Annotated in this window: 16 protein-coding genes; 10 read left to right on the top strand and 6 right to left on the bottom strand. The window is 61.5% G+C overall.

Annotation, left to right across the window (positions count from 1 at the left end; genetic code table 11):
- Positions 1-97 precede the first annotated feature (97 nt).
- From ACP7BS_RS28845 to ACP7BS_RS28805, 9 genes are all read left to right on the top strand, one after another.
- Entirely contained in the window at positions 98-547 is a 450-nt protein-coding gene (locus ACP7BS_RS28845) for a hypothetical protein (protein ID WP_426240843.1), read from the top strand.
- Between the two features lie 97 nt (positions 548-644).
- Positions 645-1,796 (top strand): c-type cytochrome biogenesis protein CcmI, encoded by a 1,152-nt coding sequence (ccmI, locus tag ACP7BS_RS28840; RefSeq protein ID WP_426240842.1) that lies wholly within the window; start codon positions 645-647, stop codon positions 1,794-1,796.
- Positions 1,793-2,245: a cytochrome c maturation protein CcmE gene (gene ccmE, locus ACP7BS_RS28835; RefSeq protein WP_426240841.1), complete on the top strand. Its 453-nt coding sequence runs from the start codon at positions 1,793-1,795 to the stop codon at positions 2,243-2,245. Before ccmI ends, ccmE begins: the two co-directional genes overlap by 4 nt.
- The gene (locus ACP7BS_RS28830) at positions 2,242-4,230 is read left to right on the top strand and encodes a heme lyase CcmF/NrfE family subunit (RefSeq protein ID WP_426240840.1); all 1,989 of its coding nucleotides are present in this window, start codon (positions 2,242-2,244) and stop codon (positions 4,228-4,230) included. Before ccmE ends, ACP7BS_RS28830 begins: the two co-directional genes overlap by 4 nt.
- Complete coding sequence (locus ACP7BS_RS28825; RefSeq protein WP_426240839.1) at positions 4,227-4,688, top strand: cytochrome c-type biogenesis protein; 462 nt, start codon at positions 4,227-4,229, stop codon at positions 4,686-4,688. Before ACP7BS_RS28830 ends, ACP7BS_RS28825 begins: the two co-directional genes overlap by 4 nt.
- A 208-nt stretch (positions 4,689-4,896) precedes the next feature.
- A complete protein-coding gene (locus ACP7BS_RS28820; RefSeq protein ID WP_426240838.1) occupies positions 4,897-6,465 on the top strand; it encodes a Do family serine endopeptidase in 1,569 nt (522 codons plus the stop codon).
- A 154-nt stretch (positions 6,466-6,619) separates the two neighbouring features.
- Entirely contained in the window at positions 6,620-7,321 is a 702-nt protein-coding gene (locus ACP7BS_RS28815) for a response regulator transcription factor (protein ID WP_060640009.1), read from the top strand.
- Positions 7,318-8,727, top strand: a complete 1,410-nt coding sequence (locus ACP7BS_RS28810; RefSeq protein ID WP_426240837.1) for a sensor histidine kinase — start codon at positions 7,318-7,320, stop codon at positions 8,725-8,727. The genes ACP7BS_RS28815 and ACP7BS_RS28810 overlap by 4 nt, the downstream gene beginning before the upstream one ends.
- Before the next feature lie 45 nt (positions 8,728-8,772).
- Entirely contained in the window at positions 8,773-11,727 is a 2,955-nt protein-coding gene (locus ACP7BS_RS28805) for a bifunctional [glutamine synthetase] adenylyltransferase/[glutamine synthetase]-adenylyl-L-tyrosine phosphorylase (RefSeq protein ID WP_426240836.1), read from the top strand.
- A 37-nt stretch (positions 11,728-11,764) separates the two neighbouring features.
- On the opposite strand, the gene ACP7BS_RS28800 is transcribed toward ACP7BS_RS28805, so the two are convergent.
- Together ACP7BS_RS28800 and pepN are read right to left on the bottom strand one after the other, a co-directional pair.
- The gene (locus ACP7BS_RS28800) at positions 11,765-14,104 is read right to left on the bottom strand and encodes a PAS domain-containing sensor histidine kinase (protein WP_426240835.1); all 2,340 of its coding nucleotides are present in this window, start codon (positions 14,102-14,104) and stop codon (positions 11,765-11,767) included.
- Between the two features lie 206 nt (positions 14,105-14,310).
- Positions 14,311-16,959, bottom strand: coding sequence for an aminopeptidase N (gene pepN / locus ACP7BS_RS28795; protein WP_426240834.1), 2,649 nt, complete (start codon positions 16,957-16,959; stop codon positions 14,311-14,313).
- A gap of 520 nt (positions 16,960-17,479) precedes the next feature.
- Between pepN and ACP7BS_RS28790 the strand changes: the two genes are divergently transcribed.
- Positions 17,480-18,418, top strand: a complete 939-nt coding sequence (locus ACP7BS_RS28790; protein ID WP_426240833.1) for a DMT family transporter — start codon at positions 17,480-17,482, stop codon at positions 18,416-18,418.
- 16 nt (positions 18,419-18,434) lie between these two features.
- Here the strand turns inward: ACP7BS_RS28790 and ACP7BS_RS28785 are convergent, their stop codons facing one another.
- The 4 genes from ACP7BS_RS28785 to ACP7BS_RS28770 all read right to left on the bottom strand — a co-directional run bounded on the left by ACP7BS_RS28785 (position 18,435) and on the right by ACP7BS_RS28770 (position 21,369).
- A complete protein-coding gene (locus ACP7BS_RS28785; protein WP_426240832.1) occupies positions 18,435-19,715 on the bottom strand; it encodes an MFS transporter in 1,281 nt (426 codons plus the stop codon).
- Between the two features lie 224 nt (positions 19,716-19,939).
- The gene (locus tag ACP7BS_RS28780) at positions 19,940-20,086 is read right to left on the bottom strand and encodes a hypothetical protein (protein ID WP_426240831.1); all 147 of its coding nucleotides are present in this window, start codon (positions 20,084-20,086) and stop codon (positions 19,940-19,942) included.
- A 66-nt stretch (positions 20,087-20,152) separates the two neighbouring features.
- Positions 20,153-20,329: a hypothetical protein gene (locus ACP7BS_RS28775; RefSeq protein ID WP_113549007.1), complete on the bottom strand. Its 177-nt coding sequence runs from the start codon at positions 20,327-20,329 to the stop codon at positions 20,153-20,155.
- 152 nt (positions 20,330-20,481) lie between these two features.
- Positions 20,482-21,369, bottom strand: coding sequence for a uracil-DNA glycosylase (locus ACP7BS_RS28770; RefSeq protein WP_426240830.1), 888 nt, complete (start codon positions 21,367-21,369; stop codon positions 20,482-20,484).
- Between the last annotated feature and the right edge of the window lie 285 nt (positions 21,370-21,654).

Below are 21,654 nucleotides of genomic sequence, written 5' to 3'. Positions count from 1 at the left end.
CCGGCGGGGAATGTAAAAAGATAGTGAGCCATGAATCGGCCTGAAGCCGAACCATGATCTGCCGATGCACAGGAAACCGTAAGAGCTGTCCGACACAATGAAAAACCAGGCCCGTTTCCCGACCCTTCTTTCCGCTTCTCCGGCCGCGTGCCTGATAGCCTCGTCGCTGCTGATCGCTGGCTGCGGTACGGCGTCGCGCGACGCCGGTAAAATCGGCGGTGGCATCACCTCGAACACATCGGCTTCCTATATTGCGGCACTCGGCGGTGGCGTGATCGGGCGTCAAGCGGGACTTTCGATCAGCAAGGCCGACCGTCAGCGGGCGCTGGAAGCCGAATACCGTGCCCTGGAAGGATCGCGCGGCGGACAGCCGGTGGTCTGGCAGGGGTCCGGCATCAGTGGCTCGGTGGTTGCAGCGGCACCCTATCAGGTCGGCTCGCAGAACTGCCGCCAATACAGCCATACGGTGACGGTCAAGGGGCAGGACAGTGTCGCCCGCGGCGCCGCCTGCCGCAACGCCGACGGCACGTGGACGCCGCTGGGCTGATCGCCGCATCAGCACAGTTGCGGCGAAACGCCTCAAATTTCCGTCATCTCCGGTTTTCCGATTGGAATGGCAGGCTTCGCATAGTAATTGAGCGCACATGCTGTTCTGGATCCTAGTTGCCACCCTGACGGCGGCCGTTGCCGCCGTTCTGCTGCTTCCGCTGCTGCGCGCCGCCGCAACCGCCGAGGCCCCCCAATCCCATGATGTTGAGGTCTATCGCGATCAGCTGGAAGAGCTGAAGCGCGACGAGAACAATGGTCTGATTTCCGGCGATGACGCGAATTTCGCGCGCGCCGAGGTCGCCCGCCGCCTGCTGGCCGCGACCGATGCGGTGAAAGCTGCCGCACCTGTTCGGCCGTTGAGGCGCGGTAACCGGCTGGCGCAGCTGGCCGTCGTCCTCATTCTGCCCACAGTCGGGCTCTGTCTGTACTTGCGGACCGGAAATCCGGATGTACCGGATGCGCCGCTGGCCGCGCGCCTCGCCAATCCCGGCGACGATATGAACATCCTGATCGCACGGGCCGAACGGCAACTGGTCGCCAATCCTGAGGACGGTGCCGGATGGGACGTGTTGGCGCCGATCTATTATCGCAGCGGCAGGGTCGAAGAGGCCGCCGTGGCCTTCCGCAACGCGCTGCGCATACTCGGGCCAACCCCTATGCGGCTGGGCGGCTATGCCGAAAGCCTGATCGCGCTGTCCGGCGGGCTGGTGACGAACGAAGCACGGGACGCGCTGCAGAAACTCTTGGCGATCGAACCTGGCGATCCGCGTGCGCAATTCTACCTGGCGCTTGCCCTGAAGCAGGAAGGCAAGGTGCCGGAGGCGCTTGCAGCCTTCGAGCAGATCGTCAGCACATCGCCGGCCGGCGCGCCATGGCTGCCGCTGGTCAACGAGCATATCGCCGGTCTCAAGGGCGATACCCCGGCAGCAGCGCAGCAGGCTGGGACACGGCTGGGCAATCCGACCGGTGACGATATCGCGGCGGCCAAGGACATGACCGCTGGCGATCGCACAGCGATGATCGAGGGCATGGTCGGCAGCCTCGCGGAAAAGCTGAAGACGGATCCGAGGAATTTCGAGGGCTGGATGCGGATCATCCGCTCCTATTCCGTGCTCGGCCTGAAGGACAAGGCAGCCGATGCCCTGAAGCAGGGGCTTGCCGCCTTTCCGGCGGATGGCAGCGAAGGCAAGCAATTGCTGGCGCTGGCGGGCGAGCTTGGGCTGAAGGCGGACGGAGGCGTGGAATGACCCGCAAACAGAAGCGTCTTGTGATCATTGGCGGCGGCGTCAGCTTCATTGCTGCGGCGGTACTGCTGGTGATGGTCGCGTTCAGCCAGGCGATTGCCTATTTCTATGTGCCCGGCGATCTCGCCAAGGCGGATCTTGCTCCAGGAACCCGCATCCGGCTTGGCGGTCTGGTCGAGAATGGCTCGCTCAAGCGCGGCGAGGGCATGACCATCACCTTCAGCGTCACCGACACGCTGGACAAGGTGCCGGTGACCTATACCGGCATTCTGCCGGACCTGTTCCGCGAGGGCCAAGGCGTTGTCGCCGAAGGCAGTTTCAAGGCGGGAAGCCCGGTTTTCGTTGCCGATACCGTGCTTGCCAAGCATGACGAGACCTATATGCCCAAGGACGTGGCGGACCGGTTGAAGGCGCAGGGCGTCAATCTCGGCGACAAGGAAAACATCCAATGATCATCGAGCTTGGTCACTATGCCCTGGTTCTGGCGCTTGCCACGTCGCTGTTGCAGGCCGTTCTGCCGATTATCGGCGCGCTGCGCAACGACCATGCACTGATGGAGATCGGCACGGTTGCTGCCAAGGCCACGTTCCTGCTGATGGCTCTGTCGTTCGGGGTTCTCACCTACGCGCATGTCACCTCCGATTTCTCCGTTCAGAATGTCTGGGAGAATTCGCATTCGCAGATCCCGCTGATCTACAAGTTTTCCGGCGTCTGGGGCAATCACGAAGGCTCGATGCTGCTGTGGGTGCTGATCCTGACGTTTTTCTCCGCACTCGTCGCGGTGTTCGGGGACAATCTGCCGGAAACCCTGAAAGCCAATGTGCTGGCCGTCCAGGCCTGGATCGCGGCGTCGTTTTCGCTGTTCATTCTTTTGACGTCCAATCCCTTCAACCGGCTGCTGAATGCGCCGGGCGAGGGAAAGGACCTCAATCCGGTGCTGCAGGACATTGGGCTCGCCATCCATCCGCCGCTGCTCTACCTCGGCTATGTCGGCTTTTCGGTCTGTTTCTCGTTTGCCATCGCCGCGCTGATCGAAGGCCGCATCGATGCGGCCTGGGCGCGCTGGGTGCGGCCCTGGACGCTGGCCGCCTGGACCTGTCTGACGGCCGGCATTTCGATGGGCTCCTACTGGGCCTATTACGAACTCGGCTGGGGCGGCTGGTGGTTTTGGGATCCGGTCGAAAACGCATCCTTCATTCCGTGGCTGGCCGGTACCGCGCTGCTGCATTCGGCGCTGGTGATGGAAAAGCGCGAGGCGCTAAAAATCTGGACCGTGCTTCTGGCAATCATGACATTCTCGATGTCGCTGCTCGGGACCTTCCTCGTCCGCTCCGGCGTTCTCACCTCGGTTCACGCTTTTGCCACCGACCCGACGCGCGGCGTCTTCATCCTGATGATCCTCATCCTCTTCATCGGCGGCGCGCTGTCGCTGTTTGCCTTCAGGGCGGCACATCTGAAGGCGGGCGGTCTGTTCGCGCCGATTTCGCGCGAGGGCGCGCTGGTCCTCAACAATCTGATCCTGACGACGGCGGCCGCGACCGTTTTGATCGGCACGCTCTATCCGCTGGCGCTGGAAGCGGTGACCGGTGCGAAAATCTCCGTCGGTCCGCCCTTCTTCAACATGACGTTCGGACTGCTGATGCTGCCGCTGATGCTGGCCGTGCCGTTCGGCCCGCTACTCGCCTGGAAGCGCGGCGATCTGCTCGGCGCCGGGCAACGCCTGTTTGCAGCTGTGGCGTTCGGTCTGGTTGCCGGCAGTGTCATCTACTACGCGCAGAATGGCGGCCCGATCATGGCGCTGTTCGGTATCGCGCTTGGCGCCTATATGATCGCCGGTTCGCTGACGGAGCTTTTCTTGCGTTCCGGGCTTGGCAAGGTAACGGGAGCCGTTGCGCTGCGCCGTGTGTCCGGTCTGCCGCGATCGGTTTTCGGCACGGCGCTCGCCCATATCGGGCTTGGCGTGACGCTGATCGGCATTGTTGCAGTCACGGCGTTCGAAACCGAGCATATCGTCGAGATGAAGCCGGGCATGACCACGGAGGCTGGCGGTTACACGCTGCGCTTCGACGGTCTGCGCAACGGCAACGGGCCGAACTATAGCGAAGAGTCCGGGCATTTCACCATCAGCCAGGCCGGGATCGAAGTGGCCGAGGTCTGGTCGTCGAAGCGGTTCTATACGGCGCGGCAGATGCCGACCACCGAGGCGGGTATCCGGACCTTCGGGGTGAGCCAGCTCTATGTTTCGCTCGGAGATGACATCAAGGATGGCGGTGTCGTCGTCAGGATCTGGTGGAAGCCGATGATCCTCTGCATCTGGCTGGGCACGGTGTTCATGATGGCTGGCGGTGCCGTTTCGCTCAGTGACAGACGTTTGAGGGTCGGTGCCCCGGCGCGAGCCAAGAAACAGAAGAAACCGGTTCTGGAGCCCGCGCAATGATCCGCCGGTTGCTCGTCATCGCTTTCCTGATGTTCTCGGCGTGGCCGGCCTTTGCCGTTAATCCCGACGAGGTGCTGGCCGATCCGGCGCTGGAAGCACGGGCACGCGGACTGTCGGCGCAATTGCGCTGCATGGTCTGTCAGAACCAGTCGATTGACGATTCGAATGCCGAGCTTGCCAAGGATCTGCGGCTTCTGGTGCGCGAGCGGATCACCAATGGCGATAGCGACGAAGCCGTCATTGCCTATGTCGTTTCGCGCTACGGCGAGTTCGTGCTGCTCAATCCCCGTTTAGAGACAAAGACGCTGCTGCTGTGGGGCGCGCCGGTGGTGCTGCTTCTGGCCGGGACTGCAGCCATGCTTGTCGCTGCCAGGCGCAGGACCGGCAAGGTGACGGGAACGGCACTGTCTGTGGACGAGCAGGCGCGGCTGGATGCTGTGTTGAACAAAAGTGAGTAGGGAGTCGTTGCAGAGTTCTGGCGATTGAAGAGCCGTTCTCTACCGACTACCGACTACCGACTACCGACTACCGACTACCGACTACTGACCCAACATTACCAAAAGTTCATTTTCCGGACACAAGTCAGTAAGGTGCGTTCGTCTATTTTTTCTTCATCGGCTGTTCCTCCAGTCAGCCAAATGCAAATGAAGAGAAAAGGCAAACCAGATGTTTCAAACAAACGCACTGCGTCCCTCCCTCAGGACCGTCTTGAAGACAACGACCGTTGCTGGTTTGGCGGCCGTCATGCTGTCGACCGGTATCCCCGCTGCCATCACCCAGTCCTTTGCCGCCGCCGTCAAGATCGAGGCGCCGCAGGTTCCGAGTTTTGCTGATGTCGTCGATGCGGTTTCTCCGGCGGTGGTATCCGTGCGCGTTCAGTCGCGCGCCAATCCTGTTTCCGATGATGCTGCTAGCGGCAACGGCTTCAGCTTCGATTTCGGCGGCCGCGGGCTGGATGAACTCCCCGACGATCACCCGTTGAAGCGCTTCTTCAAGGAATTCGGTGGCCCGAACGGCGATAAGCGCGCCGAGCGCGACCATGGACCGCGCGACGGCAAGCCGGGCCGCCTGCGTCCGACCTCGCAGGGGTCAGGCTTCTTCATCTCCGAAGACGGCTACCTCGTTACCAACAATCACGTTGTCTCCGACGGTTCCGCCTTTACCGTCATTCTCAACGACGGCACGGAACTGGACGCCAAGCTGATCGGTAAGGACAGCCGTACCGACCTTGCCGTGCTGAAGGTCGATGACAAGCGCAAGTTTGCCTATGTCGGCTTTGCCGATGACAGCAAGGTCCGGGTTGGCGATTGGGTCGTTGCTGTCGGCAACCCCTTCGGCCTCGGTGGTACTGTGACCGCCGGCATCATTTCGGCACGCGGCCGCGATATCGGCTCCGGCCCCTATGACGACTACCTGCAGGTTGACGCGGCGGTGAACCGTGGCAACTCGGGTGGTCCGACATTCAATCTCAATGGCGAAGTGGTCGGCATCAACACCGCAATCTTCTCGCCATCGGGCGGCAATGTCGGCATCGCCTTCGCCATTCCGGCATCCGTTGCCAAGGACGTCGTCACCGATCTGATGAAGGATGGCGAAGTGTCCCGTGGCTGGCTTGGCGTGCAAATCCAGCCGGTCGATAAGGATGTGGCTGAATCGCTCGGTCTTGCCGAAGCAAGCGGCGCACTCGTCGTCGAGCCGCAGGCCGGTTCTCCTGGCGAAAAGGCCGGTATCAAGAAGGGTGATGTGATCACCGCCGTCAATGGCGATACCATCAAGGGTCCGCGCGAGCTGGCCCGCAAGATCGCCCTGATGCGCCCGGGCACCAGCGTCGATGTCGCCTTGTGGCGTGATGGCAAGGCAGAGAGCGTCAAGCTCGAAGTCGGGACACTGCCGGCCGATACCAAGGATGCTTCTGCCGGTACCGAGCAGCAGCAGCAGGAAGAACAGCAGCCGGCGAGCGAAAAGGCACTGGCTGATCTCGGTGTTACCGTGACGCCGTCCGAAGACGGCAAGGGCGTGACGATCTCTGCGGTCGATCCGGACTCCGACGCCAGCGATCGCGGCCTGAAGGAAGGCCAGAAGATCGTCTCGGTCAACAACCAGGAGGTCAAGTCGGCTGACGACATCCTCAAGGTGATCGAGGCTGCCAAGAAGGACGGCCGCACCAAGGCGCTGTTCCAGATCGAGGCCGACAATGCCAGCCGCTTCGTGGCGCTGCCCATCAGCCAGGGCTGACGAGGGCTGACGCAGCTCCAGCTGCCGGACGCCGCGGACCTTTATCCAGGTTTCGCGGCGTCTGGCGTTTCAGGGCACGGCTACCTGCGCAACCGGGCAGGCAAGTATGATTTCCCATGGGCAAACCGGTTGTGGAAGAGACGGGTCAGGGACTATGGTCACGCGTATGAAGATTCTGATTATCGAAGATGACCTCGAAGCGGCCGCCTATCTGGCAAAGGCCTTTCGCGAGGCTGGTATCGTCTCCGACCATGCCAGCGACGGTGAGAGCGGCTTGTTCATGGCCAGCGAGAACAGCTATGACGTGCTGGTCATCGACCGCATGCTGCCGCGCCGCGACGGGCTTTCGGTGATCTCGGAACTGCGCCGCAAGGGTATCCACACGCCAGTGCTTATCCTTTCCGCGCTCGGGCAGGTCGATGACCGGGTCACCGGATTGCGTGCAGGCGGCGACGATTACTTGCCCAAACCCTACGCCTTCAATGAGCTTTTGGCCCGTGTCGAGGTACTTGGCCGCCGCAAGGGCGCTCCCGAGCAGGACATGGTCTACCGTGTCGGCGATCTGGAGCTGGACCGGTTGTCGCACACCGTGCGCCGGCAAGGCCGCGAGCTCTTGCTGCAGCCACGCGAATTCCGGCTGCTCGAATATCTGATGAAGAACGCGGGGCAGGTGGTGACGCGCACCATGCTTCTGGAAAATGTCTGGGATTACCATTTCGATCCGCAGACCAATGTCATCGACGTGCATGTGTCGCGGCTGCGCGCCAAGATCGAAAAGGATTTCGATCAGCCGTTGTTGCGCACCGTGCGTGGTGCCGGTTACATGATCAAGGAAGACGGACGCACCGACGCATGAACAGGCTGAGTGTCCTCTTCCGCACCACCGCCGTTCGCCTGTCGGCGCTTTATCTCCTGCTCTTCTCGCTCTGTGCCGCCTTTCTGGTGTTCTACGTCACCGCCATGTCGCAACGGCTGCTGGAGCAGCAGACGAGGGACGCGGTGACGGCGGAAGTAGCGCAGATCGAGCAGATTTATAGCCGTGGAGGGGTCAACAGCCTTCTGAAAACGCTTGAGCGCCGCGCGCGTCAGCCGGGCGCCAATCTCTACGTCATTGCCGGGCCGACCGGCGAAATTCTCGCAGGCAATGTCGCCTCGTTGCAGCCCGGCCTTCTGGACAAGGAGGGCTGGACAGGCGAATCGTTCCGCTATCAGCGTTATACCGACGAAAGCCGCAAGGAAGGGCATGTTGCACTGGCGCACGTGCTGGTGCTCGACAACGGCCTGCGCATTCTCGTCGGCCGCGATCTGCAGGAGCCCGAGAAGTTTCGGGTATTGGTGCGGCAGGCGCTTATGGTGGCGCTTGGCATCATGGGCATTGGCGCGCTGATCATCTGGTTTGCCATCGGCCGCAACGCGCTGAAGCGGATCGACCGGATGTCGGACGCCAGCACGCGGATCATGGCCGGCGACCTCTCGCAGCGATTGCCGATGAGCGGCTCCGGCGACGAATTCGACCGGCTGTCGGAATCGCTCAATGCCATGCTTGGACGGATCGAAAAACTGAACGAGGGCTTGCGGCAGGTCTCCGACAACATTGCCCACGACTTGAAAACGCCGCTGACACGGCTGCGCAACAAGGCAGAGGCGGCTCTGGCGCACAAGGCGACCAATTCCGGCTATCGCGCCTCGCTGGAAGAGATCATCGGCGAATCCGACCAGCTGATCCGGACGTTCAATGCGCTTTTGATGATCTCCCGTGTCGAAGCCGGGGCTGCGGCTGCGGAGATGAGCGATGTCAATCTTTCGCAAAGTGTGGCCGACTGCGTCGAGCTCTATGAGCCGGTGGCAGACGAACAGGCATTGAAACTGGAGGCCGACGTGCCTGCCGATATCCATGTTTCCGGCAACCGGGAACTGATCGGGCAGGCACTTGGCAATCTGATCGACAATGCCATCAAATACTCCGACGGCGCCGCAAATCCGCTGATCAAGGTCAGCCTCTCCATGCGGGATGGATCGATCGTCCTGTCCGTGGCGGATCATGGACCCGGCGTGCCCGCCAATAAGCGCGAGGACGTGGTGGAGCGTTTCGTGCGGCTGGACGAAAGCCGCAGCAAGCCGGGAACAGGGCTTGGCCTGTCGCTGGTCGAAGCGGTGATGGAAATGCACCAGGGGTCTCTCGAACTGAGCGATACGGTTCCCGACGTTGAAAACAATCGTGGTTTGACCGCCAGCATGGTTTTCCCGCTCCGCTCCGGCTGATAGGCATAGGGCAGCCGAAATCGGGAGCGGCTGGGAGAGACCAATATGCAAACGGATACGCGGCGGTTATCGGATATCGGCACATGCACGCTGCGGCCGATGAGCCAGACGGACGCCAAGTCCGTACTCTCCAGCCTCAAGGATATCGCAAAAAGCCAGCCGGATATCGCCGATCTGCTGGCCGGCGAGACGCCGCTCAAAAATTTTGTCGTTGCGGCATTGTCGCTCTCGCCCTATCTGCGCGACACGGCTGTTTCCCATCCGCAGGTCCTCGTTCAGGTGCTTGGCCGCCCGCTGATCCCCTATCTGCAAGCCTGCGTCGAGAGCGCCCGTGACGCATGGAAAAGCGCTGACGCCGGCAAGCCGCTCACCGATGCCGAGATCATGACGCGCCTGCGGCAGGCCAAGCGCGATATCGCCTTTGCGATTGCGCTTGCCGATCTCTCCCGGCTTTTCGATGCGCGTGAGACGACGCGGTGGTTGAGCGATTTCGCCGGTGCAGCGGTGTCCGCCGCCATCGACCATCTGTTGTTGAGCGCGCATGACACAGGCAAGCTGAATGTCGTCGATGTCGCGCATCCGAGCGACCAGTCGGGCGTCGTCGTTCTCGGCATGGGCAAGCTCGGCGCGTTCGAGCTGAATTACTCCTCCGATATCGATCTGGTGGTGTTCTACGAGCCGCACGCGCCGCTGATCACGGTCCCGGACGACGCGCCGGAAACCTTTGCCCGGCTGCTGCGCCGCCTGATCCGCATCCTGCAGGAGCGCAGCGGTGACGGTTATGTCTTCCGCACCGACCTGCGGCTGCGCCCCGATCCCGGTGCGACGCCGCTTGCCATCCCGGTCGAGGCGGCGATGCTCTATTACGAAAGCCGCGGTCAGAACTGGGAGAGGGCGGCGTTCATCAAGGCGCGGCCGGTCGCAGGCGATATCAAGGCTGGCGAAGCCTTCCTGCGGGAACTCACCCCCTTCATGTTCCGTAAGTATCTGGACTATGCGGCGATTGCCGATATCCATTCGATCAAGCGGCAGATCCATGCCCATAAGGGGCACGGCGAGATCGCGGTCAAAGGCCACAATATTAAGCTTGGCCGGGGCGGTATCCGCGAGATCGAATTTTTCGTCCAGACGCAACAGTTGATCGCCGGCGGACGGATGCAGGAGCTGCGGTTGCGTGCCACCGAGCCCATGCTCCACGGCCTGGCACGGGCCAACTGGATCGACACGGAAACAGCCGAAGAACTGATTTCCGCCTACTGGTTCCTGCGCGATGTCGAACACCGGGTGCAGATGGTGCGCGATGAGCAGACGCATGTTCTGCCCACGACCGACGCTGAACTGAAACGCATCGCCTACATGATGGGCTTTGCCGATGTGCCTGCGTTTTCGTTGGAATTGTCGCGCGTGCTGAAGACCGTGGAACGGCGGTATGCCCAGCTGTTCGAGCAGGAAGCAAAACTCTCCAGCGAGACCGGAAATCTGGTTTTTACCGGGCAGGGAGATGACCCGGATACCCTGGAGACACTAAGGAAGCTCGGGTTCGAGCGGCCGCAGGACATTTCCCGCACCATCCGGACCTGGCACTATGGCCGCTATCGGGCGACGCAGTCGGTGGAAGCGCGCGAGCGCCTGACGGAACTGACGCCGGAACTGCTGCGCGTGTTCGGCCAGAACAAGCGCGCCGACGAGGCCTTACTACGCTTCGACCACTTCATCGCGGGTCTGCCGTCCGGCATCCAGCTGTTCTCGCTGCTCGGCAATAATCCCGGACTGCTGTCGCTGATCGTCAACATCATGTCATCCGCGCCACGGCTTGCCGATATCATTGCCAGCAAGCCGCATGTGTTCGATGGCATGCTCGATCCCCGGCTTCTCGCCGAACTGCCGACACGAGACTATCTGGCGGAGCGGATCAAAGGCTTTCTGGCCACGGCCCGGCACTATGAGGACATTCTCGACCGGCTGCGGATTACCGCTTCCGAGCAGCGGTTCCTGATCGGAATCCGGCTGCTGACCGGCGTCATCACCGGGGTACAGGCGGGACACGCCTTTACCGATCTGGCCGACCTGATCCTGACCGCCGCTTTGGATGCGGTGCTGCACGAGGTCGAGGCGGCGCATGGCAAATTCCCGGGCGGGCGGGTCGCGGTTATCGGCATGGGCAAGCTGGGCAGCCATGAACTGACTGCCGGGTCCGATGTCGATATCATCCTGCTCTACGACCATGATGATGAGGGAAGCGAATCCGATGGCGCAAAGCCGCTCGATTCCATCCGCTATTTCACCCGTGTCACGCAGCGGTTGATCGCAGCCCTTTCGGCGCCAACGGCTGAAGGCGTGCTCTACGAGGTCGACATGCGGTTGCGCCCCTCCGGCAACAAGGGGCCTGTCGCCACCCGGATCAATGCCTTTGCAAAATACCAGCGCGAGGAAGCCTGGACCTGGGAGCATATGGCGCTGACGCGCGCCCGTGCTCTTTGCGGTGAGGAAAGCCTGATTGCAGAAGTCGATATGATTTTCCGCGAAGTGCTTGGCCAGAGCCGCGATGTTGCAAAGGTCACGGCCGATGTCGCCGAGATGCGGGGGTTGATCGACAAGGAGAAGCCACCGAGCGATGTCTGGGATTTCAAGCTTATTCCCGGCGGGCTGGTCGATATCGAATTCATTGCGCAATATCTTGCCCTGATCGCACCGGCCCGCGGTATCGCCGCTCCACCGGGCGGCACCTCGACGGCTGATGTCCTGCGGCTGCTTGGACCGGCTCTGATTGCCCCGGCCGACCTCGATACCGTACAGGAGGCGCTGACGCTGTTCACTGACCTCTCCCAGATCGTGCGATTGTGCATCGAGGGGGATCTGGAGTTGAAGGACGCGCCGGCCGGACTGGTCGAGCTCTTATGCCGGGCAGGGGATGCGCCGGATATCAAGGTGCTGGAGGCTGATATCCGGCGCCTGTCGAAGGCTGTACGCCGGATATTTCAAGCGACCGTCAAATCCTGACCGGGGTATTGGGCGTTGGTCAGATTGGCCTCGGCCCCTAAACTGTGCGTGGCGACGTATCGGGTATGCGCAGCGAAATGATCGTGCCGACATTTTCCTGCGAGTGGATTCTCATGGCGCCGCCATGCAGGTTGGTCAGAGATCTGGAAATCGCAAGACCAAGGCCGGAGCCGCCCTTGCTCTTGGCATACTGGCTCTGGACCTGCTCGAAAGGCTGGCCGATCTTTTCCAGGGCAAGGCGGGGAATGCCGATGCCGGTATCGGCGATGGTCAGCGTCACCGCACCGGCGACCTTGCGGGCCCGCAGCGAAATCTTGCCGCCCTCGTTGGTGAACTTGACAGCGTTCGACAACAGGTTGAGCAGGACCTGCTTCATGGCGCGGCGATCGGCAGTGATCGTCAAGCCGGACGAGATCTGCTGATCGACGCAGATGTTCTTCTGTTGTGCGGGGATGGTTGTGAAGCGCAGGGTTTCCATGATCAGCGGCGCGAGATCGATGGTTTCCCGGTTGAGCTTCATCTGGCCTGCCTCGATCTTCGACATGTCGAGAATGTCGTTGATGACGTTGAGCAGATGTTTGCCGCTGTCGTGGATATCGTGAGAATATTCGTCGTATTTTTCCGAGCCGAGCGGCCCGAACATCTGGTTCTGCAGGATTTCCGAGAAGCCGAGAATGGCATTCAGCGGGGTGCGCAATTCATGTGACATGTTGGCAAGGAATTCCGACTTGGCCCGGTTGGCGGCTTCCGCACGCTCTTTTTCGGCCTGGTAATTGGCATTGGCCACCGAGAGTTCGGCCTTCTGGCGCTCCAGTGTGATGCGCGAGGTTGACAGGTCGCCAATGGTTGCCATCAGGCGGCGCTCGGATTCGCGCAGTCGCACCTGGTGCCGCTTCAAAAGTGTGATGTCGGTACCGACGGATACCAGGCCGCCGTCGCGGGTGCGCCTGTCGTTGATCTGCAGCCATCGCTGGTCCGACAGCTGTACCTCTGAAGTCTGCGACTGATTGGATCGGTCGGGGTCGGCAATGCGCCGTTCGATGATCGGGCGGGCGGCGGCAGAGTTGACCACCGAACGCTCCGTGCCGGCGACCAGAACCCGGTCGGGCAGCTTGTAGGCCTGCTGATAGTGGGTGTTGCACATCACCAGCCGGTCGTTCTTGTCCCAGAGCACAAAGGCCTCGGACGTACATTCGATGGCGTCGGCCAACCGCTGGTCGGCTTCGGCATAACGCTGGGCGAGGCGGTGCTGCTCGGTGACATCCATGGCGATGCCGATCAGGTGCACACGGCCTGAAGCAGTGCGGATGACCTGCGCACGCGCCCTCATCCAGACATAGTGGCCATCGGCATGGCGCATCCGGAAGATCTGATCGATCTGGCGGGCGTCGCCTTTGGCGATGGTGCGGGCGACCTTGTAGATGCTGCCGTCATCCGGGTGCATCAGCCGTGCGGCGTCGCCGAAGGACAGCACATTGCTCTGCGGCGGCATGCCAAGCATCTCGTACATCGAGCGCGACCAGAAAAGCCGGCGGTTCGGCATGTCGAAATCCCAAAGACCGCAGCGTCCCCGCGACAAGGCGGTTTCGACGCGCAGGTTGGATTCCGCGAAAATCTGGTCGGCGTCACGGGCACGTTTGGCCTGGATGTAATAGGCATAAAGCACGATCAGCAGGATCGCCGAGATCCCGGCGAACAAGGTGACGTTCAGCGACACCTCGTCCCGCCAGAGTTTTTGGATGCCGGACAGAGGCGTGGCGACGAGCAGCATTCCCGCCCCGCCCGGTACCTGCATCAACGCGACAATGTGTTCCGTACCGCCGATGAAGGTCTTCATCACGGTCGAGCGTTCGCCGAAATACTGGAAGGCTGCAACTTCCGGTGCCACGCCGTTGAGCGTGCGGCCCGTATAGACGGCACCGTCTGGAGAGCTTGCGAAAATCCGGCCGTCATTGCGCACGGTCAGAACAAAGGCGCCCGATTCGAGCATGTCCGGCGAGAGGACGGCGTTCAGCCGCTGCTCGACATCCCATTTCTGCGCCTTGTCGAACAGAGCCACGCCGTTTTCCTGAAGTGCCGCACTGGCGGTCGCTGCGGCAAGGACGGTGACCTGGCGCGCGCTTGCCTCCATGCGCGCATATTCGACCATGATGCCGCTGATGCGGGAAATGGCGACGACGAGAAGAAACGCGGTGATGAGGATCGGGATCGAGCGCTTGAGCAACGGCTCGGCACCCGCGAGACGGCGCACTGCCGGCTCGGTAAAAATCCGTGCGTGCTGGATAACGTCCCGCTCCAGCCTCGAAAAGCCAGGAAATCTGGGACGCAACCGCTCACCGGCTGCGCGTCCCCGCTGCGCTTCCGCCATCTTGGTCAAATCTGAAAACCCTCATGTGATTCGGTGCGCCGCTCGCCCGAACCTACCCCAATGAATCAATTGTGATTCGCCTTGTCCAGAGGGAAAAGTAAAACTTCGTTAACCATTTATCGTCATGGGAAAATTGCACTTTTGGCGTCTTCCTTTCACAGAAACAAAAAAACCCCGCAGCTGCGGGGTTTTGGGTCGATTCCGGTTGATTTTTTCTATCCCTTAAGCATGCGCTCGACGATGTCGCTGACATCGGCAGATAGCTTCGGTGCTGCGGCGATTTCGCGCAATGCGCTGCGGGCCTGTTCGGCCCGGCCGGCTTCCAGCGAGCGCCATGACCGCATCGAAGTGAGGATACGTGCAGCCAGCTGCGGATTGCGGGGATCGATGTCGAGAATCTGGCGCGCCAGGAACCGGTAACCTTCGCCATCGGCGCGGTTGAATCCGGTCGGGTTCGAAAAGGCGAATGTGCCGACAAGCGCGCGCACCCGGTTCGGGTTGGAACCGTTGAACAGCGGATCGGCCATCAAGGCGGTGACCCGGGCAAGCGCTTCCGCCCCCGGAATGGTCGCCTGGATGGTGAACCACTTGTCGATCACCAGGGCATTGGCGGCAAAACGGGTCTTGAACGCGGCAAGGGCCTCGATGGTTTCGGCGGCATCCGGAAACCGGTGTGCAAGGATCGTCAGGGCCTGGCTGAGATCGGTCATGTTGTTGGCGGATTTGAACGCAGCCACGGCCCGGGCCGGCTCGTTTTCCGCATAGACGAGATAGGAGAGGGCGGTGTTGCGCAGTGCCCGGCGTCCGGCACTTGCAGCGTCGGGGCTGAACGGACCCGAGACGACCATCTCGTCGGCCAGTGTCTCGAAAATGGCCTGGCCGGCTCTGGCAATCGCCGCCATGATCAGCTGGCGGCCTGCATGGATCGCATCCGGATCATTATTCCCACCGATTTCGCGGGCGATATCGGCTTCGCTCGGCAATGCCAGGGCCTGGGCTCTGAACGCGGGCTCAAGATCGCCGTCGGCGGCGGCTGCGAGCAGGGCGTCGATCAGGGACGCGTCGCATTGCACGGGTTCGCCAGCCTTGGCGCTGGCGGCAGCGGCGACCAGGTTGGGCAAGGCGAGATCGTTGAGCGCCTGCCAGCGGGCAAACAGGTCGCTCTCATGCTTGGCGATGTGCGCACGATCGGCAGCCGTCTGCTCGAAATGCAGGTTGATCGGCGTCGAGAAGCCGCGGTTCAAGGACAGGACCGGGCGCGAGGTGATGCCGTTGAAAACCACAGTCTGGGTGCGCTCGACGAGATGCAGCACGTCGCCGGTCATTTCCGCACCGGTGACGGCGGTGACCGTGGCTTCCGAACCGTCCTCCAGCAGAAGGCCGATGCGCAGCGGAATATACATCGGCTCCTTGGCGCTCTGGCCGGGCGTCGGCGGCACCATCTGCTCAAGCGACAGCGCCAATGTCTGCTTGGCGGCGTCATAGGCCGTCGAGGCACTGACCAGCGGCGTGCCCGCCTGGTGATACCAGAGCGAAAACTGGGTGAAGTCGCGCTTGCTGACTTCGGCGAAGCAGGCGACGAAATCCTCGATCGTCACGGCCTGTCCGTCATGGCGGTCGAAATAGAGATCCATGCCCTGCTTGAAGAGGTCGGCACCGAGCAGGGTGGCGATCATCCGGGTAACCTCGGAGCCCTTTTCATAGACGGTCGTCGTATAGAAGTTGTTGATCTCGCGGAATTTTGTCGGACGGACCGGATGCGCCAGCGGGCCGGCATCCTCCGGAAACTGTTCGGCTTTCAGGTGCCGGACTTCGGCGATACGCTTGACGGTGCGCGAGCGCTGGTCGGCCGAGAATTCGTGATCGCGGTAGACCGTCAGGCCTTCCTTGAGGCAGAGCTGGAACCAGTCGCGGCAGGTGATGCGGTTGCCGGTCCAGTTGTGGAAATATTCATGCGCGATGATCGCCTCGATATTGGCATAGTCGGCATCGGTCGCAGTTTCCGGGTCGGCCAGAACATACTTGTCGTTGAAGACGTTCAGCCCCTTGTTCTCCATGGCGCCCATGTTGAAATCGGACACGGCGACGATCATGAAAATATCCAGATCGTATTCGCGGCCGAACCGTTCCTCGTCCCACTGCATCGAGCGCTTCAGCGCATCCATGGCATAGGCGGCGCGGGGCTCCTTGCCGTGCTCGACATAGATTTTCAGCGTGACTTCGCGGCCGGACAGGGTGGTGAACGTATCTTCGACGACACCGAGATCGCCAGCGACCAGTGCGAAGAGATAGCTCGGCTTCGGATGCGGATCGTACCAGGCGGCAAAATGCCGGCCGTCGCCCATGCCGGCGCCGCCGAGATAGTTGCCGTTGGAGAGCAGCAGCGGTGCAGTCGCCTTGTCGGCGATGATGTTGACCGTATAGACAGCAAGCACATCCGGGCGATCCGGGAAATAGGTGATGCGGCGGAAGCCTTCGGCCTCGCACTGCGTGCAATAGACATTGCTGGTGCGGTAGAGGCCCATCAGCGTGGTGTTGGCCTCGGGATTGATCTCTGTGGTGATCGTTACTTCGAAAGGCGCCGTTGCCGGCAAGTCGCGGATCGTCAGCGTGTGTTCGGCTGCATCGTAGTTGAGCGCCGGAATTTCTTCCTGGTCGAGCAGCAGGCCGGTCATCTTCAGATCGTCGCCATCAAGGGTCAGCGGCGCATCCGCGTTTACCCCCTCACGCCGGTGGAAGATCAGCCGGGCTTCGACCTTGGTTTCGGTCGGATCCAGTTCGAAGGTGAGGTCCACCCTCTCAAGAACGAAATCCGTCGGCCGGTAGTCTTCCAGATGAATGATCTCGCCCGTATCTGTCCGCATTGTTTGTCCCGCTTGCATCATCCGCTGCGTCACGACGCTGGTGGTGAGGCTTGGTCTCTGTGAAGAGGCTGCGCTGAAGATGCGAAGCTTCCGGTGTTGTCGCAAGGTGGTTCTTTTTCGCTGGTACATGCCGATTTCCGGCATGCCTGACCTGTCCCGTTCTTTGCTTGTTGAGAGACTTACGAAATTCGCCCTAACAATATTTAAATCAGTCGTGTATTTTTGGCACAGGTTACGTAATTTTACAGCCGGTTGTCAGCGTTTATCTCAAGGCTGCGATTTTCGCCCTCCAGATTGCTTGCCCGGTGGCCATCTGGCTGTTTCGGCCTGGGAGAAGCACGAGGGGCAGGTGCATCAAATATTTCCGCCACTCATCACGAAAATTGATCCCTCTTTCGATTGTCGCGCGTTAAGGTGACAGGGTCCCGGCGGCGGATTCTCCGGCCGCCTACTTTTCCCGCAGCCTGTCGTTTCCGATGATTCCCGGCCCGCTGCCCTCGTCCGATGAGTACGACCCGCAATGGATTCCGAGTTCCCCCACCCGATGAAGGGCATTACCCTCAAGGTCATGTCCGTCCTGGTTTTCGTCTGCATGGCGACTCTGATCAAGGCGGCAGGCACTGAGATTGCCACTGGCCAGATCACCTTCTACCGCTCGGCCTTCGCCATGGTGCCGATCCTCGGCTATCTCGCCTTCAAGGGCCATCTGCGCACCGCCTTCCACACCAAGGATATTTTCGGCCATCTGGCACGCGGCTTCATCGGCATTCTGGCCATGAGTTTCGGATTCTACGGTCTGGTGCACCTGCCGCTGCCCGAAGCGATCGCGATCGGTTATGCCATGCCGTTGCTCGCCGTCGTCTTTGCGGCGGTCTTCTTGAAGGAAACGGTGCGGATCTATCGCTGGTCGGCAGTGTTGATCGGGCTGGTTGGGGTGATGATCATCACCTGGCCACGGGTGACGCTGTTGCGCGATGGCGGGTTTGGCTCGCAGGAGGCGCTGGGCGCACTGGCCGTGCTGCTGTCGGCGGCCCTCGGCGCCGTCGCCATGGTGCTGGTGCGCAAGCTGATCGCCAAGGAAAAGACGCATACGATCGTGCTCTATTTCTCGCTCTCGGCGGCGTGCTTCTCACTGCTTTCGCTGCCGTTCGGCTGGGAGCCGCTGCCGATGAATTCCTTTCTGCTGTTGATGGGGGCGGGTTTTTGCGGCGGCGTCGCGCAGATCCTCCTGACGCAGAGCTACCGCTATGCCGATATGTCGACGATCGCACCGTTCGAATATACGTCGATCCTGCTCGGGCTGCTGATCGGCTATTTCCTGTTCGACGAGGTGCCGACCGGCGTCATGCTGATCGGCACGGCGATCGTTGTCGGCGCCGGCATCTTCATCATATTCCGGGAACATCAGCTCGGTCTTGAGCGCCGGGGTGCGCGCAAGCACATTACCCCGCAGGGCTGAGCCATTGCCTGAATGGTCAGGATGTCGCTGGTGGGGCGGTGTCGTCTTCGATGAGATCGGCCGGCCGCACCGCCTGGTTCATGGCGTTGACGGCCTCCGTCCCCGGCGTCGGCACGGTATTGGCCTGAAAATCGGTCTTGGACACCAGCCCATCCGTATGGCCGCGCTGGGCGATGCGCCAGGCGGCATAGGCGGCGTAGAGCGCGAAATAGACGGCCAGAATCACGAATAGCGACGGCGGTCCGAAGCGATCCATGACGGGGCCGACCATCAGCGGGCCGGAAATCGTGCCGATGCCATAGGTGATCATCATGCCGGAGGAAACCTCGACATATTCGTTGGGCCTTGCAAGATCGTTGGCGTGGGCGACATTCAGCGCATAGATCGGAAACAAGACCGAGCCGACGAAGGCGGCGATGACATAGAGTACCAGCGGGCTGGAGCCGACAAAGGCGACCATAGTCAGGCAGGAGACGACACCGACGATGCCGCAGCCGACCATGACGATGCGCCGGTCGATCCGGTCGGAGGTCCGCCCGATCGGGATTTGCGAAATGGCGCTGCCAGCCAGAAGGGCCGCCAGCAGCGTTGCCCCTTCCGCTGTGGAAAGGCCGATCTTCTGGGTGAAGACGCCGCCGAGATTGAGCCAGGCGCCCGACATGGCACCGGCGAGAAATGCGCCGACGACGGCAACGGGCGAGCGTCGATAGAGCCCCGGCACGTCGAAATTGGCCTGGGCCGGCGGGGCGGGCATTGCCGACGACGACAGCGCCGTCGGCAAAAGCGCCAGCGAAAACAGCACGCCGCACAGAATGAACAGCGACGAATTGGTCGGATCGCCAAGCGGCACCAGATATTGCCCGCCGATCGTGCCGACCATGGTGGTGATCAGATAGAGCGAAAACAGCATGCCGCGGTTTTCGTTGGTGACCTGTTCGTTCAACCAGCTCTCGATGACCAGATAGCTGCCCGAAATCGCAAAGCCGGAAATGGCCCGAAAGAAGATCCATGCCCGCCAGTCGACCACCAGTCCGCACATCAGGATGGCGATGCTGAGCAGCGTGATCAAGGCGGTAAACACCCGCACATGGCCGACCCGCAGCACGAATTTCGGGGTGATGATGCAGGAGATCGTGAAACCCAGCGTATAGCCGGTGGCGATCAGCGAAATGGTCAGCGTCGACCAGCCCTCGGCCACCGAGCGCACCGGCAGCACATAGCTCGCCAGCCCGAACCCGACCATCATCAAAAGCGTCGAAAGCATCAGGCTGAACACGGATCTGAGGCTGACCAGCATGAAGGCTCCGGACGCGGTTCTTTCCGTTGGCTGTGACGCACAAGCCTCAGGAGAAACGCTGAAAATGTTGGAGCGGATTGCGCGCTTGAAAACCGGTGCCCGAAACGCCGCTGTTGGAATCAAAGAACGAGTGTCGCTCTATCCAGTTTTGCTGACGCTGTCGATTGCGACAAGGCTTGGCGCAGAAGAGGGATGTGGTCGCAGGGCGGCCAGAAAGCCGGCGGTTACTTCGGCAGGAACCCGCTGACCGCATGACGGTCGGCATTGGTGGCCGGAGCTTCCTTGCTCAGACGGCTAAATTCGCCGGAGGCGCGGACGGCGGTGCCGATATCGGCAAAGAGGACCCGGAGCGAGCGGATATGTGCTGTCATGATCGGATACCTTTCATCTTGACCTGGTGTTCAGGCGGAGGCGCGCGGTTGCGCGGACCTTGAAAATCAACGCTGGACGAATTCCGCAAAGATCTGGGCGGGGCGTGTCTTGTGGCCGTAGCCTGCAGCGGTCATCTGTTCGTTGGCAGCCGAGCCGAAGCTGTTGAAGGGCGTGCGGAGCGCGGAGCCGGCGTGGCGGAGCGTTTCAAAGCTCGAATGCAGAGGGCGAAAACGGGTCGTCATGGCTCAATTCCTTATTCAGTCCCCCCGTTGTCTTATATTGCACTGCAACATCGATTCCGCAATGGACGCGTTCGCGTTGCTGGTATGCACAATCCGCATGGCTTTTTTCATCGTTTGTTCATAAATCAGGCAGGCGCCGCATTCAGGCGCTCTTAACCACGAATCCGGGCCCGAAACGCCAGGAGATCCTGCCAGGCCAGACGCTTGCTGGCCGGTGCCGAGGTCAGGTCTTGCGGATGCAGCGTGGCAAGAGCCGGTACCGTTGCATCGCCCACCTGAATGTCGCGCCATTCGCCGCGCATGTGATGGATCATCTCGCTGCCGCCGAAAAAGAAACGGGCGGCGAAATTGCCGAGGATCAGCAGGTGGCGCGGCTCGGCCAACGCAATCTGACGCTCGATGAATGGACGGCAGATATCGGTTTCGCGCGGCGAGGGCGGGCGGTTTCCGGGCGGCCGCCAGGGAATGACATTGGTCAGGAGCACCGATGTCCGGTCGAGCCCGATGGCGCCCAGCATGCGCTCCAGCATCTGGCCCTGCTTGCCCGAAAACGGAACCCCCTCGCGGTCGTCGTCCCCATTCGGCACCGGGCCGATCACCAGGATGCCGGATGTAGGATTGCCGTCGGCAAACACCATGTTGCGGGCGCTGTTTCTCAGGTTGCAGCCGGAAAATGCCTCCATGGCGCTTTTGAGTTCCGCAAGCGAGCGGGCAGACCCGGCCGCAAACCGCGCTTCGGCGATGGCCTGCTCGTCGGGAATGGCCATTTGCGGGACGACTGCCGGTGCCGCCTGCGGCTTGTTGGCGGTCCGACCGGCGTTTTCGCGATCGATCGGCGCATTGGGTGCATCGCCACGCTCCGAGACATGCGTCCGTTGCATGGCTTGCGACACACCATTGCCGCGTGCTGCCCTCGCCTCAGCAAATTCCGCGAAGCGATCGACCGGCTCGTCTTCCAGCAGCCATTCGACCCCGGCTTCCGCATGAAAATGCAGAAGGGCGGCAAGTTCGGCCGGGCTCATGGTGTCGCTAGAGATCATGGTCTGCTTGTACAGAAGCGGGGGCGGGCAGGGAAGACCATCGCGGACGCAATATGGATTTGTGCCTGTGAAAGAGCGGCAATCTCCCTCTTCTCCCCAGCGGGGAGAAGTGTCGAGCGAAGCGAGACGATGAGGGGGCGGTACGGCAAGCTCTATGTGTTGGGCTCCCCTCATCCGGCCCTGCGGGCCACCTTTGTAACTTCCCTTCTTCCGCATTTGGCGCTGTAATGCCAGTTGCGGTGGCGGATGGAAGACCGTCGCACCTTTGGGACACCAAGCCCGTGG

This window comes from Pararhizobium sp. DWP1-1-3 (genome assembly GCF_049896125.1).
Taxonomy (GTDB): Bacteria; Pseudomonadota; Alphaproteobacteria; order Rhizobiales; family Rhizobiaceae; genus Pararhizobium.
This window is presented reverse-complemented; position numbering and strand designations above follow the sequence as displayed.